The following is a 17,173-nucleotide window of genomic DNA, read 5'->3' on the forward strand; positions in this document are numbered from 1 at the left end:
GAGGAGGCCATCTGAGCAGCCGTCCGCAGCGATCTGAATGCCGTCTTTTCGCTGAACTGTCATCCCCGTGCAACGCCTGTTTCCCGTCAGGGTGCAATCGCCTTGTTGCGCTATTCTTTCTTCCTGCTCCGAGTGTGGGATGGTTGCAACACTCGCAAAACCCGGGAAAGGGGTATCCAGGCCGGAATGACAGAGCCTTATTCACTGCGGCCGGGCAGAAAAGTCTCAACTGGCGTGGCGATATCGTCGAGGGTGAATTCCAGCAGCCATAAATCGGGATCGTAGCGTTTCTGCCGCTCCAGATAGGTGTCGAGGGCTTCTGGCGTCTCCATGGGGATGCGTTCCCAGCCTGCCCCCAGGGCGGAATCACGCAACACGGCGCTGCTGCCGGTTCGATCGGTCAGAACGATCAGGACTGCTCCGGCATCGTCATCGCCGCGCTTGAGCATCATGGCCGAGCCACCCTGTGTCTCGATCAGTCGCATGAGACCGCGCGCCCATAGGCCGGATTTGAGACGGGCCTCGGTCATGGTGTGGAATCGTCCATATCATCGGGCATGGCGGCAATAGCCGCATGATAACTATCGGGCCGATGCAAAAGCAGGGCTGCCGTATCGAGATCGGCATCCGTGCCCAGTGCGGCCGGGCAGTGACGTCTGATATCGAGAATGCGCGACACAGAGACAGGGAAGCGCAGCGCGCGGCTGGCGACAACATTATCGGCATCGAGCAGCTTGCCACGGGAGAGAGAACTAAGTTGCTGATCGAGCGCCTGCGCGCCGCGCGAGGTGCAGATCTGGGGTGTCACGCCCAGCCCCTGCAACGGCCAGCCGAGGGGAGCCAAGACCCGGCTCCAGGTGACGAATAATTCGCCGCCATCGGGCATCTGCCCGACAGCCTGCACCAGTCCCTTGCCGAGTGTCGCGCTGCCGATCACCACGGCACGACGATGATCCGACAGCGCAGCCGCCATGATTTCGGCAGCACTCGCCGTCCGGCCATCGACCAGTGCGGCGATGGGCAGGCCATGGGTCATGTCGCCGCCCTGAACCGCCCAGATATGGTTCGATTTCGGATCGCGGCCCTTTGTCACGACGGCAATGCCCTGATCCAGCACAAGGGCCGTTGCCGTCACGGCCTGTTGCAACACGCCGCCGCGATCGCCCCGCAGATCGAAAATCAGACCGACCAGTTTCTTGTCTTCCAAAGCCTGATCAATGTTCTGGCTGAGCTCCTCAGCCGTGTCGGAAGAAAACGAGGTGATACGCAGCACCACGATATGATCATGCATGCTGGCAAAAACGGTCTGGGGTGGCACCACCTGACGGTCGAGCCGCATGATCGCGCCGTGATGGCCCGGATCGGCCAGAAGCAGCTTCACCTTGCTGCCCGCTGCGCCATTGAGCCAGGTTTCGACGGTTGCAGGGTCCTGATTGCGGGTCGAGCGACCGTCTACGGCCAGAAGCTTCTGGCCGATATTGGCACCAGCGGCCCAGGCGGGGCCATTGGCGTTGATGGCGCCTATGACCAGTGAAGAGCCGTCGCGCACGAGCGAGAGACCGACCCCTGCCAGATCACCGGTCCGGTTCGCCCGGTCATTACCGGCAGGGGTGGGGGCGACATAGCGCGAATACGGATCGAGATGATTGAACAGCTCGTCGAAGAAGCTCTGAAGCAGGGCGTCGCGACCTGCAGCACGCAGCGAGGTCGATCCATGCCATGCCGCATCCATGCTCGAAACGATGAGTTTGACCCAGTTGAGCGTATCGTTCTCACCGGGCTCGCGAAACTCCGAGATGATCTTCGGACCGATAGAGAGCCGTAATGTCGCAGGCTGCGCCGGGTCATGGGGCGGTTCGACCATGGTGATGGACGGATCAATGGCTGTCAGGCCATCGAGGCCCCACAGACTATAGGTCTTGCTGGAGTGGACCTCGAGCGTACGTGGGCTCAGAAAGCGGAAAGCGCTCGACAGGACCGAGCTCAGCAATCCTGTGTCGAGTGCGGTGCTATCTTCAGCCTTTGCCGTTCCCAGGCACAGACACAGGGAAACAGCTGCAGCCGCACCCAGGCATCGTCGGGAGAACCCGCCAGACAGGAAGAAAGGAACGTGTTTCAGAGCCAGTGACCTTGACCATCAGGAAGATGGCTTCCCCCATCGAGTTCCGCTTTAGCGACCCACTAAGTGGCGCGAAAGGGAGCCTAACAGGGGGAGCGACGTTTTTGCCACGGTCTGTGACTTCAAAAACGCAAATTATCCGACGTCTTCACCATCTGTTGTTTTGGCCTTGCGCGTTTTCCTTGCCGGCTTGGCGTCGGTTTCTGTCTTAGCTGTTTTTTTCGTCGTGGCGGCAGTCTTTTTTGCGGCTGGTTTCTTGGCGGTAGCAGCCTTGGGCGCCGCTTTTTTCTTTGGCGCCGCCTTTTCAGTGCTGTCGCTTGCCGCAGCCTTTGTGGTGGTTTTGCGCGTCGTGGCCTTGCCTTTGGCCTTCAGGGGTTTGCCCTTTTCGGCCAGAAGTGCCAGCGCGTCGTCAAAGGTCACCTCATCCATCGACTGGCCCTTGGCCAGATTGGCGACCACCTGTCCGTGCTGGACATAGGGGCCAAAGCGCCCCTTGCGTACCAGAACGGCGGTGCCATCCTTGGGATGGGCGCCGAGGGTACGGATCGAGGCCATTTTCTTGGCCAGGGAGTCGATGGCGCGATTGAGCCCGACGGTCAGCACGTCGTCATCGGCGTCAAGCGTGCCGAAAATAGCCCCCATCTTTACATAAGGTCCAAAGCGACCCAGCCCTGCTTCAATCATCTCGCCCGTCTCAGGATGCGGCCCGAGCTTGCGCGGAAGGGAGAGCAGGCCGAGCGCCTGATCGAGCGTCAGCTTGTCGCCTTCCAGCCCCTTGGGGATGGTTGTGCGCTTGGGCTTGATCTTCTTGTTTTCCGGATCGGCTTCGCCACGCTGCAGATACAGGCCGTAGGGGCCGCGACGTACCGTCACTTCCTCACCTGTTTCCGGGTCCTGGCCGAGGCTCTTCATGCCTTCCTTCAGGGTTTCGCCCTCGCCGCCATCTTCAGCCACGAGGCGACGCGTGAACTGGCAGGTCGGATAATTCGAGCAGCCGATAAAGGCGCCGAACTTGCCCAGACGCAGCCCCAGACGCCCGGTGCCGCAAGCCGTGCACTGGCGCGGATCGCCTCCGTCTTCACGTGTCGGGAAGAAATGCGAGCCGAGATCCTCATCGAGTGCATCAATGACATCCGAGATCTTCAGATCCTTGGTCTGGGCGACCGCGGCCGAGAAATCGCGCCAGAAGGCGGCCATGATGTCGTGCCAGTCGGCGCGACCATCCGAGATATCGTCGAGCTGCTCTTCAAGCGTTGCCGTGAAATCGGTGTCGACATAGCGCTCGAAGAACGAGGTCAGGAATGCCGTGACCAGACGGCCCCGGTCTTCGGGGATGAAGCGACGGGCATCGAGTCGCACATAATTGCGGTCGCGCAGCACGGTCAGAATCGAGGCATAGGTCGACGGGCGTCCGATACCGATTTCTTCCATGCGCTTGACGAGGCTTGCTTCAGAGAAGCGCGGCGGCGGCTGGGTGAAATGCTGGTCGGCCTCGACACCACGAGTCGTCAGGCGCTCGCCCTCGCTCATGGCGGGCAGCACGCGGCCTTCGTCATCATCGGTCTTGGTGTCGTCCCGCCCTTCGGTATAGAGCTTGAGAAAGCCGTCAAAAGCGATGATCGAGCCATTGGCGCGCAGCGTGGTTCTGCCGGTCGAATCGGTAAGATCGGCCACGACCTGGTCGAGTTCGGCAGATTGCATCTGCGAAGCGACGGCGCGTTTCCACACAAGTTCGTAAAGACGCATCTGCTCGCCCGAAAGATGGCGCGCCATCGATTCGGGGGTGCGGCTCACATCGGTAGGCCGGATTGCCTCATGCGCTTCCTGCGCATTCTTGGCCTTGCTCGAATAGACGCGTGGCTTTTCGGGCAGATAGGGCGCGCCGTAGCTCTCGCCGATCATGGCGCGAATGGCGGTCACGGCCTCGGCGGCCATGGTGACACCATCGGTACGCATATAGGTGATGAGACCGACCGTCTCGCCGCCCAGATCGACACCTTCATAAAGCTGCTGAGCGGTACGCATGGTGGTTTGCGCGCTCATACCGATCTTGCGCGAGGCTTCCTGCTGAAGCGTCGAGGTGGTGAACGGCGCTGGCGGGTTACGCTTGGCTTTCTTGCGCTCGACCGAACGCACCGAAAACGCGCTGCTGGCGACCAGATCGCGCGCGGCATGGGCTTTTTCTGCGTTATCGAGATCGAACTGGTCGAGTTTGCGCCCGTCGAGATGGGTTAATCGTGCCGAGAAGGCGGCATTGCGTGGCGTGGCGAAGGCGCCGGTGATCGACCAGTATTCCCGGCTCTTGAAGACTTCGATCTCGGCTTCACGCTCGCAGATCAGTCGCAGTGCTACAGATTGCACGCGACCGGCACTGCGGCTGCCGGGCAGCTTGCGCCAAAGCACGGGTGAAAGCGTGAACCCGACCAGATAATCGAGCGCGCGTCGGGCCATATAGGCATCGATCAGAGGCTGATCGAGCGCGCGCGGGTTCGCCATGGCCGTCTGCACAGCCGATTTGGTGATTTCGTTGAAAGTCACGCGCTGCACGTTCTTGCCGCGCAGCAGGTTCTTCTCTTCGAGCGCCGCACGGACATGCCAGGAGATGGCTTCGCCTTCGCGATCCGGGTCAGTGGCGAGATAGAGCGTATCGGCGTTCTTGACGGCCTTGGCGATGGTCGCGATCTGCTTGGCGCCGCGCTCATCGGTCTGCCAGTCCATGGCGAAATTCTCGTCAGGTCGCACGCTGCCGTCCTTGGGCGGCAGGTCGCGGACATGGCCGAAGGATGCCAGAACGATAAAGTTATCGCCCAGATATTTGTTGATGGTCTTTGCCTTCGCCGGGCTTTCGACCACTACGACATCAGTCATCTCTACTCCAGAACCGCTCCGGCCTGCTCGGAACCGGCGAATCAGGCTGACAGCACAACCTGACCCCCGGGAAGGAAGGTCGCTATGCCGCCAAGTTCGAGTTCTGACAGGGCGGACAGCACCATGGATACCGAGAACTGGCAGCGCGCCACGATATCGTCAACTGCCACTGGTGTTGGAGAAAGGAGATCGCGCAGCGTTTCACGCACTTCCTCGGGCGTCGGCGCAGGGGCAAAGTCAGGCTGGTCCGGCTCTGAAAACCCCGGCAGCCCGGTCCATTTAGGAGTCTTGAGCGGCTCATTGCCAGTACCGATCTGGCTGAGTACGTCCTGCGCCGTTTCCGTCAGAATCGCGCCTTGTCGCAGCAGATCATTGCCACCGCGAGAGCGCGGGTCGAGCGGTGAGCCAGGCACGGCAAACACGTCGCGGCCATAATCGAGGGCAAGGCGTGCGGTAATCAATGTGCCCGAGCGCAGGGCAGCTTCCACCAGAATGACACCAAGCGAGAGCCCGGCGATCAGCCTGTTGCGCCGTGGAAAGTGACTGGCCTGGGGAATTGTGCCGAGCGGGGCCTCTGTCACGATGCAGCCGCGTTCGGCCACGGCGCGGTAGAGACCTTCGTTTTCCGGCGGATAGAAACAGTCGAGGCCCCCTGCGGCGGCCCCGATGGTCATGCCGGGATGCAGTGCCGCCCTATGCGCCACGGAATCGATGCCCCGGGCGAGGCCGGACACAATGACACAGCCCTCAAGCGCAAGCGCGCCGCTCAGACTTTCGGCAATGCGCAGCCCCCCGGCAGAGGCATTGCGGGCGCCAACGATCCCTATGGTGCGTCCGCAAAGAAGCTCGGCCCTGCCCCATATGTTCAGCACGGGCGGGGCATCGGGAATCCGTGCCAACAGGGGGGGATAATCGGCGTCGCCGATCACCATCATCCGACCGCCGAGCCGTTCGAGCGCGACCTGTTCTTCCTGAACCGATTCGCGTGAGGGAATGCTGACGCCACCCCGTCGCCCCGCCTTGCGTGCACGCTCCGGCAGGGCGTCGATGGCAACGTCAGCCGAGCCGTGCTCGTTCAGAAGGCGTCTGAAATTGACCGGACCAATCCCGTCAGTACGTGCGAGACGCACCATGTCGATGCGTTCGTTGCCTGAAGGAGAGGGCGCCATTAGCCGTCAGATTTCCCGCTTCTTCTGCGGGGGCGGGTCGATGTTGATCCGCGATTCGCGACCCAGGATCAGGCGCCGTATATTGCTGGTATGACGCAGCAGGATGATGAGCGTCAGAATCAGCGTAGCAATAGGCAGAGGGCTATGCAGAGGCTGCTCACTGAGCGGCGGCATCAGAAAAGGCGCCACCGCAAACGCTGCGAGCGCCCCGGCAGAAGAGATGCGTGAGAGCTTGGCCACGGCAAGCCAGACGATGCAGCAGGCAATGCCTACTGGCCAGCACAGGGCAAAAAACACGCCCAGTCCGGTCGCGACACCCTTGCCGCCACGAAACTTCAGCCAGACCGGAAAGCAGTGGCCGATAACGACGCTGACACCGGCAATCGCCATGCCGGTTTGCAGATCGGCATCAAGCAGGAGCCGCACCATCAGAACGGCAAGCGCGCCCTTGAGCGCGTCGAGCAGCAGCGTGGCCGCAGCCAGACCCTTGCGTCCGGTACGCAGAACGTTGGTGGCGCCGATATTGCCCGACCCGATTTTGCGGATGTCTCCCGCGCCGCCGAGATGGCTGATCAGCAGGCCGAACGGGATACTGCCAATCAGATAGGCCAGCCCGGCGCAGAGCAGAAAAGGCGGCGTCAGCAGCGTGTGGATCATGCTGCCTCCCCGCCATAGACATGCCGTCCGGCTTTCCATGTGCCGAGAACACGGCCCCTGAGGCTGCGTCCGTCGAACGGGGTATTCTGGGCGCGGCCCGGCTGGTTGCCAGCCTCGACCACCCATTCGGCCTCGGGGTCGAACAGGCACAGATCGGCGCTGGCGCCGTCACGCAGGGTGCCGGCATCGCTGCCGAGCAGCTGCGCCGGGTTGCGCGTCATCAGGGTGATCAGTTGGGGCAGGGTCAGTGTCCCCTCATGCACGAGAGAGAGCCCGACACCGAGAAGCGTGGTCAGGCCCGTGCCGCCTGCGCTGGCCTGAGCAAAAGGCAGGCGCTTGTCATCGGCGTCCCATGGTGCGTGATCCGACGCGATGGCATCGATCGTGCCATCGGCCAGCGCCGCACAGACGGCGAGGCGATCTTCTTCCGCACGCAGGGGCGGCGAGAGCTTGGCATAGGTACGAAACGCGCCGATCGCGTCTTCATTGAGCGCGAAATAGGGGGGTGCCGTATCGCAGGTGATTGACAGGCCGCGCGCCTTGGCCTGGCGGATCAGGGCCAGACCCTCACCCGTCGAGACATGACCGAAATGCAGACGGGCGCCGGTCATTTCGGCAAGGCGGATATCACGGGCGATCAGGATGGCCTCGGCCGCTGCCGGAATCTGGGCCAGCCCCATGCGTGTCGCGAGCGCGCCAGCCGTCGCCGTGCCCCCCTTGGCGAGTGACGGATCTTCGGGATGCTGCACCACAAGGGCATCAATGCCCTTGGCATAGGCCAGAAGCTGGCGCATGCGCTTGGTGTCGGCAATGGCATGAATGCCATCTGTGAAAGCCACGGCGCCCGCTTCACGCAGCATGCCGAGTTCCGCCATTTCCTCGCCATTGCAGCCCTTGGTCAGCGCGCCATAGGGCAGGATGCTGACCAGACCCGTCTCTTCGCCACGGCCACGCAGCAGGCGCACCAGCGCAGGCTCGTCGATGGCCGGTTTGGAGTTCGGCAGGGCAGCCAGCGTGGTCACGCCGCCCGAGACAGCGGCACGGGCGCATGAGGCGATGGTTTCGCGATATTCGAAGCCCGGCTCACCGATCGCCACACGCATATCGACGAGGCCCGGAGAAAGAACGGCGCCCTTGCCGTCAATGATCTCGGCGTTCTCAGGCTTGCCCTCGGCGCCCGCCTTGTCCTGACCGGCAATGCGGCCCTCTCTGACCAGAAGGCGGCCGGAGGTGTCCGTGCCGGTTTCGGGGTCGATCAGACGAACATTTTCAAAAACAAGATCGGTCATGACGCTGTCCGCATGCGTGAAAGTCGGTCAAGAACGGCCATGCGCACGGCAACGCCCATCTCTACCTGTTCCTGAATGACGCTCTGCACCGAATCGGCCACGTCCGATGCGATCTCTACGCCACGATTCATGGGGCCCGGATGCATTACCAGCGCGCCCGGCTTGGCCAGCGCAAGGCGACGGCTGTCAACGCCATAGAAGCGGAAGAACTCGCGCGCGCTCGGCACCAGACCGGCGCCCATGCGCTCGCGCTGCAGACGCAGGGTCATCACCACATCGGCGTCCCGCAGCCCGCTTTCCATATCATGATGGATCGACACGGCCCCGAGGGAGGCCATGGCGGCAGGCACCAGGGTTGGCGGCCCGACGAGACGCACCTTGCTGCCCATGGCGGTCAGAAGATGGATGTTGGAGCGCGCCACCCGGCTATGGCCGACATCGCCGCAGATGGCGACAGTGAGGCCGCTCAGCGTGCCGAGATGGCGCTTGATGGTCAGCGCATCGAGCAGCGCCTGTGTCGGATGTTCATGCATCCCGTCACCGGCATTGACGACGCTGGCCTCGACCTTCTGCGCCAGAAGGGCCGGAGCCCCCGACTGGGCATGCCGCACCACCAGAAGGTCGCAGCGCATGGCATTCAGCGTGGCGGCCGTGTCGAGAAGCGTTTCGCCCTTGTTCACCGAAGACGTGGCCACCGTCATGTTGATGACATCGGCCCCGAGACGCTTGCCCGCCAGCTCGAAGCTGGTGCGGGTGCGGGTGCTGTCCTCGAAGAACATGTTGATCACGGTGCGGCCGCGCAGCGCATCACGGGGCGCGGTACGCGAGCGGCTCAGCAGGGCATAATTCGCCGCGAGATCGAGGAAAGGCGTGATCTCTTCGGCGCTCATGCCTTCGAGGCCGAGCAGATGGTGCTTTCGGGCGAGCGGGTCAGCCATGCGCGATCGCGGCTCCTATACGGGCCAGAACCTCGTCCCGGCCAAGGGCTTGCAGGGTCAGGTCGATACCGGGCGAGACCGTGCTGCCGGTCATGGCGGCGCGCAGGGGCTGCGCGACCTGGCCGAGCTTGATGGCCTTGTTTTCGGCAAATTCGCGAAGCGCCCCGTCGATGGCAGCAGCCTCGAAAGGCTCGACCAGAGCGAGCGCCTGAGCGACGCCGCGCAGCACGTCCTTGCCCTCTTCCGAAAGCTGCTTCTGTGCCTTGGCGTCATAGGTGAAGGGCAGGGAGCGCCCCAGAAACGCTGCGCTGTCTGCCAGTTCGGTCAGCATCTTGGCGCGTTCCTTGAGGCCCGGCATCAGCGTCAGCACCCGGGCGTGCAGGGTGTCATCGACTGTGACATCCTCGCGCTCCTTCAGGCGCTCGATCACGTCATTCGTCAGGCGGGCATCATCGGCCTCGCGCATATAGACGCCATTGAGATGGGTCAGCTTGATGTAATCCATGCGCGAAGGCGAACGACCTACGCCATCCAGATCGAACAGGCGGATCTGTTCTTCGCGGTTCAGGATCTCGGCATCGCCATGACCCCAGCCCAGACGCAGCAGGTAATTGCACAGAGCTTCGGGCAGGAAACCCTCATCGCGGAATTCCACCACCGACTGGGCGCCGTGACGCTTGGAGAGCTTGGCGCCATCAGGGCCATGGATGAGCGGCAGATGGGCGAAATGCGGCAGATTCCAGCCCATGGCACGATAGATCATTGCCTGACGGAAGGTGTTCGTCAGATGGTCGTCACCGCGAATGACATGGGTGATGGCCATATCATGATCATCGCAGACCACGGCATGGAGATAGGTCGGTGTGCCATCCGAGCGCAGGATGATCAGGTCGTCCATTTCGGCATTGGCCACGCGGACCTCGCCCTGAACCAGATCGTTGATGACGGTCTCGCCGTCGCGTGGTGCCTTGAGGCGCACAGCAAAAGGCGCGCCCTCAGGGGCTTCGGAAGGGTCGCGATCGCGCCACATGCCGTTATAGCGGGGCGGCTGGCCATTCGCGATGGCGTCTTCGCGCATCTGCTTCAGCTCATCGGCGGTGCAATAGCAGCGATAGGCCAGCCCCGTTGCCAGCAATTCCTGAGCCACTTCCGTGTGGCGCCCCTGCCGCGTGGACTGGAACACGGGTTCCTCATCCGCCGTGATTCCCATCCAGGCCAGACCTTCGAAGATCACATCGACTGCGCGCTGCGTGGAGCGCTCGCGATCCGTATCCTCGATTCTGAGCAGGAATTGCCCGCCATGGTGGCGGGCGAAGAGGAAATTGAACAGGGCCGCACGGGCATTGCCGATATGCAGCAAGCCGGTGGGAGAGGGGGCAAAGCGTGTGCGAACGGTCATGGCAGCTGCATAGCATGATTGAGGCCAGCACACTACCGGAGCGCGCTTTGTTGAGAAGCCGCTCATGCCCTGCGGCCTGCCTCTTTGGGAACCTGCGAGACGGGGGAAAGGCGCGTGCCTCTCGTGGGGGAAGCGGCCCATGGCGACCGCAGGTTCTGCCCGGCTGGCTTGAGAGGCGCCGCCCCTTGTTCTGCCAGAAAGCCCCGGCCCATCGGGAACCCGTCTGTCGGGGTTTGCATGGCGCAGTATTCGATGTCACGATATCGATATGAAAAAACCTTTTTCCCGTATGCTTCTTGCTTCTGTTGCGCTCTGTCTAGGGGGCGTAATGCCTGCTCTGGCTGAGGAGAGTGTCTCACCCAGAGTGATTATTGTCGCAGGGTGGGAAAACGGTGCCGATACGGGCGATGCGCCGGGTGAATATCAGGACTGGGTCGAGCGCGAGCATCTGACCGAACCCGTGGCCGTGCGTGGCGTGAAGGAGCCGATTCTGCGACGCAATGCGCAGGGAGTTTACGGGCTCGTTCTGCGGTCCGGGGCATCGGAGCTGATGGCACTGGCACTCGACCCGGCATTCGATCTGAAAAAGACCTACTGGATCTTCACAGGTATCTCCGGCGTCAATCCTAATGTGGCGTCTGTCGGCAGCGTGGCCTGGGCGCGCTGGGTGGTGGATGGCGATGCCCTGCGTGAGCTCGATGACCGGTCGATTCCTGCCGACTGGCCTTACGGGCTATACGCAATCGGGGCAGAGCGCCCCAATACGCTGCCTAAGGATGCCAATCATTATGGCTCGGTAACCGATGTGGCGCAGCTGACCAAGGCCTATCCGCTCAATCAGGGGCTGGCCCGCTGGGCCTATGATCTGAGCAAGGGCGTCAAACTGGCCGACGATCCCGAGATCGCCCGGCGGCGCAAGGCGTGGCCGGCAGGTTCTCCTGCCAGCAAACCGCCCATGATTCTCATGGGTGAGACATTGGGGGCGCTGCGCTACTGGCATGGCGAAGCCCGCAATAAATGGGCGCAGGACTGGGTGAAGCTCTGGACGAAAAATCAGGGCGTGTTCGTCATGACCAATGAAGAAAGCCAGACCAACCAGAAGGAAATGCGCCTTCTGGCCCAATGGGGTTATGTGGCGCCAGACCGCATCATGGTGCTGCGCTCCGGTTCGAATCCCTCCCTGCCGTCACCGGGCGTGCCGCTCACCCAGTCCATGGGTGATGAGGGCCCGGGCCAGATCATGGCTTTCGACAATAACGAGCGTGCTGGAGCCCCTGTCGTAGCGGAGCTGGTCAAACACTGGGATCGCTACCAGGATCATGTTCCCTCCGCCCCCTGACAATCCCGGGTCGGGGGACTCCAGAGGGCGTACGTCTTCTGACGGGAGGCGGGGAGAAGCCCCATGATTCCCGCACGGCTCGCAGCCTTTGTGGAATCCTGCCTGCTTGGGCAGGGCCGTGCTCTGGTTGCCTGGCTTCCCGTTGCCTGGGCTATCGGCAGCCTGCTTTACTTTCTTCCCATCCATGAGCCCGGTTACGGTCGGGCGAGCCTCTGCGGCTTTTTGGGGCTGATGCTTCTGATATTCGGCTGGCGGCGTCTCACCGCTCGCGGGATGGGCTTCGTCGTGCTGATGGTCAGTCTCGGGTTTCTGGCGGCGCGTGGTCAGGCCTGGCGCCAGCCTCCCATGCCTGCCTTGCCGTCGATCGCCGTGACAATGCACGGCGTGATTGCCGATGTCTCGAGCCATGGCGAGGAGGGGCATGTTGTTCAACGCCTGCGGCTCAGTCAGGCCGTTTTCGAAACCGGGGTCGATATCGGCATGGCCCCGCTCAGACGCGATCTGCTGCTCTTTACCCATGATGAACAGAATTACGCACCGGGCATGGTGGTGCGGCTGAACGCTGTGTTGCGGCCGCCTGACTGGCCCGATTTTCCCGGTGGTCGGGATCGCCAAAGGGAGGGCTGGTTCGATGGTCTGGCCGGAACAGGGCGCGTTCTTGGTGTGCCTGATATTGTGCAGGCCCCGCAGGGTCACGCGCTTGGGCGATGGCGTCTACATATTGCGGCGGTTATCGCTACGCATCTTTCAGGTCAGCGCGCCGCCATTGCGTCGACTTTGCTGGCCGGTCATGGCGAGGGAATCAGCCAGAAGACCCGTGACGCTTATGCTGCGTCGGGCCTTGCCCATATTCTTGCCGTTGCCGGGTTGCATCTGGGGCTGGTCATGGGAGCGGTGTTCTTCATGACGCGACAGGCGCTGGTGCTCTGGCCGTGGCTGGGTCTGCGTCTGCCCTGTCGTGAGATCGCGGCCCTCATGGCCCTGGCCTCCGGGCTGATCTATGTCGCGCTCACGGGCTTCCATCTCCCGGCCTTGCGCAGTCTTGGCATGGCAGGGCTGGCGACGCTGGCCCTTCTGACGGGGCGGCGTGTGCTGTCGATGCGGTCTCTGGCGCTCGTGGCGCTTGTGCTGCTCATGGCGTCTCCCGTGCTGGTACTGGATCTGTCTTTTCAGATGTCGTTTGCGGCCGTCATGGCCTTGATCGCCGGTTATGAGGCGCTGCGTCCGCATTTCGTCAGGCGCGCCGAACAGGGAAAGAAAAACGGGCTGGGACATCATCTCGCCTTGCTGTCTCTCACAAGTGCGCTGGCCGGGGGGGCGACGCTGCCTTTGGTCATGGCGGGATTTGGCAGTTTTCAGCCCTGGTTCATTCTGGCCAATCTCGTTGCCGTGCCGGTTGCGGCATTCTGCGTCATGCCTGCGGGGCTTCTTTCCTTGCTGCTGATGCCGTTCGGTCTGTCCGGGCTGCCGCTCTGGGTCATGGGGCAGGGGATCGGGCTGATCTCGTCGCTGGCCGAATGCGTGGCCTCTTTCCCGCTGGCCCATGTGCCTGTCCCGCATATGGGCTGGGAAGGTCTGGCGCTCTATATGGCCGGGCTGGCAGGGTTCTGTCTCTGGCGGGGGCGTGCGCGCTTCGGGTTTCTGCCCCTTCTGATGCTTGGCGTGGTGTCGCCTGTGCTTGGCGAAAGCCCTCTGGTACTGGTGTCTCCAGATGCGGGTGTAATCGCTTTTCAGCAAGACGGTTACTGGGTTGCGGGGCCGCATAATGGGCTCGCAAACCGCATTCTGGAGGCGTGGCAACGCGCCTGGCCTCTGCCTGTCATGATGTCTTCCGCAAGCCCTGCCTGCGCGGCGAGCGGCTGTACCCTGGCGCTCCCCATGTCGGTTTCACTGTGGTTTGCCTTGCCCTCGTCAGAAAGTCGGGCTGCGGCGTGTCAGCAGAGGGGCTTTATCGTCAGCGCTGTTCCCCTGCCTGAAGACTGTCGCGCTGGCGGGTTCATTGATCGTTTCACGGTCTGGCGCGACGGCGCTGTCCTGCTTCGGGTGCAGGGTAACAGCCTCAAGATCGTCTCCGATCGCTCGTGGCGGGGCGCGCGGCTCTGGGTGCCGCGCGTCGGATTTCGAGGCGTGCCGAACCTGCCCATGGCACAGACAGAGTAGAGGCTATTTGCTCTTGGGGTAGAAATGCAGCGCCACGCGCTCCATGGTCAGACCCTGAACCAGAATGGTGAATACCACGATCCCGTAGCAGATAGGCGCCAGAATATCCTTCATCGGTCCCGGGGGCAGGGTCAGGGCGAGCGAAAGCGAAATGCCGCCGCGCAGCCCGCCCCAGGTCAGCACCGCCAGCATACGGCCTCGATCCTCGCCATAGAGATGGATCGGCAGGATTGCGAGAAACACACTCAGCGCACGGGCAGCAATCGAGAGCGGAATTCCCAGAAGCAGGGCCCACAAAGCATGCATGCCCGGGATGGTAGCCAGCACCTCGAAGCCGATCATCAGGAAAAGCAGCGCGTTCAGAACCTCATCGACCAGCGTCCAAAAGCTGTTGAGTTCCTCGCGGGCGTGATCGTCCATGCTGTTTTTGGCACGTTTGCTGCCGAGGCAGAGACCCGCCACCACGACGGCGATCGGCCCGGACATACCCAGCGCATGGGCCAGGCTGAATGTGCCTGCTGCAAGGCTGAGTGAGACCAGAAGCTGAAGATGACTGTCGCGTGCGGAACGGAAGCAGAGAAGCCCGATCATGCCCGCTACAAAACCCAGGGCGCTGCCGCCGATGGCCTCGAGACCGAATGCTTCAAGCGCGTCGAACAGGGTCAGGTGATGGGCTTCGCCAGTCACAAGTGTCATGGCAAGGCCGAAGATGACGATGCTCACACCGTCATTGAACAGGCTCTCTCCTGCGAAAATGGCCTGTATGGGCCCCGGCAGGCCGAGGCGGCGCAGCATGCCCACCACCGAGACCGGATCGGTTGGCGCGAGAATGGCGCCCAGCACGACGCACCACAGAAAGGGCATCGGCAGACCGACAGCAACCATCACCCAGTACATCGCGCCACCAAGCAGGAAGACGGCAAGAATGGTCCCTACGATGGCAAGGAAGAGAACCGAGAATTTTCGCGCCATCAGCTCGCGCGTATTGACCTGCAACGCCCCGGCAAAAAGCAGAAACGACAACGCCCCGTCGAGCAGATTGCCGGGCAGATCTGCCGAGGCCAGAAGGTTCATCGGCAAGGTGTGCAGATCGACGCTTGGCAGGGCGAGGTCGAGCCCCTTCACCACAAGCGATCCGACCAGAGCAATTAGCAGGATACCGATCGTCATGGGCAGCCGCAGCAGCTTGTAATTGAGAATGCCGCAGATAGTGCAAAGCGTCAGCAGAATGGCGAACAGGCTGAGTGAGGACATGAAACCTTCGATACGTCTGGGGCCGGGCGTTCCGAGCGGGGAGATGCCGTTTTACCCCAAGAGAACGTGAACGCACCCTGTTCGTCCAGACTCTCACATTATGTCATCCTGGCAGGCATGATGACCGGCCCAGAAAGTGGCTGGACTCGCCGGAAAGCCTCTTCATGGCGCGAGTGCCTTTTATCGATGCAGTCGTTGTAAAAAGGGTGTGCTTCATGAATTCAGCCCGAAAAATAGCGCTTCTTGCTCTCTTCTCCCTGATGGGGGGCGTTTTTCAGGCGTCGGCAACGCCCAGCACCGCGTTGCTGCGCGCCTATCATGAGAAGCTCAAGGCCATGAACCTGCCGCCCGGTCTGGAAGAGATGGTGCCTGAATCGACAGTCATTCATCAGGTCACGCTGGCACCGCTTTTCGACAAACCCTTCGTCTGCGGGGAGCACCCACTGGGCCAGCTGATAACCGCCGGTGATGCGCTCGGTACGGATTGCATGATTGTCGGCGGCGCTTCGGACGCCGCAGGGTTCAACCGGCTCTACAGGGGCTCAGGAGAAAAAAACGAGGACTGGTATGGCTGGAAGGCGCCAGTCCACGCGCCTTTTGATGCGGTTGTGGTCTATGCTCATGTCAATCCGGTGGTCAATGTACCGGGGAGCATGGGCAAACCGCCTGCAAGCATGATCCTGTTCAGACGACAGGATGGGGTAGAGGTTGTCTACGCCCATGTGCAGGATATCCGGGTCAAGGCCGGTGACCATGTGAAAGCAGGCGATGTGGTGGCTGTCGACGGCAATAATGGCGTCGCACGCAACCCGCATGTGCATGTAGGTGCCTTCAGGGGTACCGAACCGTTCCAGATCCGATGGGATCTCGCCGCAATGGGAAATATCGACGCCTTGCGCGCCAACTAGACCTGTCTCCGAACCGTCTCAGGGCACGGATCGGAGAGTCCGGGTCTCAGCGCGAAAGAACGATCAGACGCCTTCGACGAGGGTGGCGCGGTATTTGGCGCCAAGAAAGCGATGCTCGCGCACCTTGCGATAGGCGTCACCGTCATACCAGGCGAGGGCTGTTTCACGGCTGGGGAATTCCACAATCACGATGCCCTCGGGCTCATTGCCTTCGAGCGCCTTCTGAGCCCCGTAAGCGACGATCGGCTTGATCGGATGACCTTCGAAAGTCTCGGCGACCAGAGAGAAATAGGTGTCGAGTTCCTTCTGATCGAGGGTCTCTTCGCGGGTGAAGACGATATACGTGCTCATGCAGGTTCTCCTTTTCTTTCGAGAATCTGGGTCTTGAGCGGGAAAAGACAAGGCGTGAAGGCAACACAGCGCCAGCATTCGGGGCTGCGTGCCTTGCAGACATAACGCCCGTGCAGGATGAGCCAGTGATGCGAAGGCCGCAGCATGTCGGGCGGAATGCGCTTGATCAGCCCGTCTTCAACAGCCCTCGTGGTCTTGCCTGGTGCCAGTCCGGTACGATTGCCAAGCCGGAAAATATGGGTATCGACCGCCATGGCGCTCTCGCCGAACATCACGTTCAGCACCACACTGGCTGTCTTGCGTCCCACCCCCGCCAGCGCCTCAAGCGCAGCCCTGTCGGCGGGAACGATCCCGTCATGCAGGGCCAGAAGCTGCTCTGAGAGCTTGAGAACATTCTTCGCCTTGGCGCGCCAGAGCCCGATGGTGCGGATATGGGCGGCGATGCCTTCCTCGCCCAGGGCCACCATTGCAGCCGGATCGGGCGCATCGGCAAACAGACCGGCCGTTACCTTGTTGACCGATTTATCCGTGGCCTGGGCGGAAAGCACGACGGCCACGAGTAGCGAAAAGGCGTCGCTGTAATCGAGTTCGCTCTCGGCATCGGGATTGGCCTCGGCGAGCGAGGTGATGAAATCGCGCGCCTGGGCGCGTGTCATGGCCCGTCTGGCCGAGGGAAGAGACATCAGAACCATTTCGTCATGTTGCATAAGAGCGTCTGAGCC

General features: G+C 62.1%; 14 protein-coding genes. 3 read left to right on the forward strand and 11 right to left on the reverse strand.

Going from position 1 to position 17,173, the window contains the following annotated elements; all coding sequences use genetic code 11:
• Window positions 1–197: 197 nt before the first annotated feature.
• The 8 genes from IEV53_RS10305 to gltX form a co-directional block, all read right to left on the reverse strand.
• Window positions 198–530: a DUF1491 family protein gene (locus tag IEV53_RS10305; protein ID WP_188426703.1), complete on the reverse strand. Its 333-nt coding sequence runs from the start codon at window positions 528–530 to the stop codon at window positions 198–200.
• On the reverse strand, window positions 527–1,990 hold the full coding sequence (locus IEV53_RS10310; protein ID WP_229719822.1) for a S41 family peptidase: 1,464 nt from the start codon (window positions 1,988–1,990) through the stop codon (window positions 527–529). The genes IEV53_RS10305 and IEV53_RS10310 overlap by 4 nt, the downstream gene beginning before the upstream one ends.
• A 264-nt stretch (window positions 1,991–2,254) precedes the next feature.
• Window positions 2,255–4,987: a type I DNA topoisomerase gene (gene topA, locus IEV53_RS10315; RefSeq protein ID WP_188426704.1), complete on the reverse strand. Its 2,733-nt coding sequence runs from the start codon at window positions 4,985–4,987 to the stop codon at window positions 2,255–2,257.
• Window positions 4,988–5,028: 41 nt separating this feature from the next.
• Entirely contained in the window at window positions 5,029–6,156 is a 1,128-nt protein-coding gene (dprA, locus tag IEV53_RS10320; protein WP_188426705.1) for a DNA-processing protein DprA, read from the reverse strand.
• A gap of 6 nt (window positions 6,157–6,162) precedes the next feature.
• On the reverse strand, window positions 6,163–6,813 hold the full coding sequence (plsY, locus tag IEV53_RS10325) for a glycerol-3-phosphate 1-O-acyltransferase PlsY (RefSeq protein WP_188426706.1): 651 nt from the start codon (window positions 6,811–6,813) through the stop codon (window positions 6,163–6,165).
• Complete coding sequence (locus IEV53_RS10330) at window positions 6,810–8,102, reverse strand: dihydroorotase (protein WP_188426707.1); 1,293 nt, start codon at window positions 8,100–8,102, stop codon at window positions 6,810–6,812. Before IEV53_RS10330 ends, plsY begins: the two co-directional genes overlap by 4 nt.
• Window positions 8,099–9,040 carry an aspartate carbamoyltransferase catalytic subunit gene (locus IEV53_RS10335; protein ID WP_188426708.1) on the reverse strand — a complete coding sequence of 314 codons (942 nt, stop codon included), beginning with the start codon at window positions 9,038–9,040 and terminating at the stop codon, window positions 8,099–8,101. Before IEV53_RS10335 ends, IEV53_RS10330 begins: the two co-directional genes overlap by 4 nt.
• Complete coding sequence (gene gltX, locus IEV53_RS10340) at window positions 9,033–10,439, reverse strand: glutamate--tRNA ligase (protein WP_188426709.1); 1,407 nt, start codon at window positions 10,437–10,439, stop codon at window positions 9,033–9,035. Before gltX ends, IEV53_RS10335 begins: the two co-directional genes overlap by 8 nt.
• Window positions 10,440–10,707: 268 nt before the next feature.
• On the opposite strand from gltX, the gene IEV53_RS10345 reads away from it, so the two are divergent.
• Window positions 10,708–11,778 (forward strand): purine nucleoside permease, encoded by a 1,071-nt coding sequence (locus IEV53_RS10345; RefSeq protein WP_371869857.1) that lies wholly within the window; start codon window positions 10,708–10,710, stop codon window positions 11,776–11,778.
• 63 nt (window positions 11,779–11,841) lie between these two features.
• On the forward strand, window positions 11,842–13,938 hold the full coding sequence (locus IEV53_RS10350) for a ComEC/Rec2 family competence protein (protein ID WP_188426710.1): 2,097 nt from the start codon (window positions 11,842–11,844) through the stop codon (window positions 13,936–13,938).
• A 3-nt stretch (window positions 13,939–13,941) separates the two neighbouring features.
• Here IEV53_RS10350 and IEV53_RS10355 read toward each other — a convergent pair whose 3' ends face one another.
• A complete protein-coding gene (locus IEV53_RS10355) occupies window positions 13,942–15,192 on the reverse strand; it encodes a cation:proton antiporter (protein ID WP_188426711.1) in 1,251 nt (416 codons plus the stop codon).
• A gap of 215 nt (window positions 15,193–15,407) precedes the next feature.
• Here IEV53_RS10355 and IEV53_RS10360 point away from each other — a divergent pair, with 215 nt between their 5' ends.
• Entirely contained in the window at window positions 15,408–16,100 is a 693-nt protein-coding gene (locus tag IEV53_RS10360) for a M23 family metallopeptidase (protein WP_188426712.1), read from the forward strand.
• A 63-nt stretch (window positions 16,101–16,163) separates the two neighbouring features.
• Here IEV53_RS10360 and IEV53_RS10365 read toward each other — a convergent pair whose 3' ends face one another.
• Both IEV53_RS10365 and nth read right to left on the reverse strand, forming a co-directional pair.
• Complete coding sequence (locus IEV53_RS10365) at window positions 16,164–16,451, reverse strand: DUF1330 domain-containing protein (RefSeq protein ID WP_188426713.1); 288 nt, start codon at window positions 16,449–16,451, stop codon at window positions 16,164–16,166.
• A complete protein-coding gene (nth, locus tag IEV53_RS10370; protein ID WP_371869858.1) occupies window positions 16,448–17,134 on the reverse strand; it encodes an endonuclease III in 687 nt (228 codons plus the stop codon). Before nth ends, IEV53_RS10365 begins: the two co-directional genes overlap by 4 nt.
• Between the last annotated feature and the right edge of the window lie 39 nt (window positions 17,135–17,173).

Origin of the sequence: Asaia siamensis, from assembly GCF_014635085.1 — a bacterium.
Classification (GTDB): Bacteria; Pseudomonadota; Alphaproteobacteria; order Acetobacterales; family Acetobacteraceae; genus Asaia; species Asaia siamensis.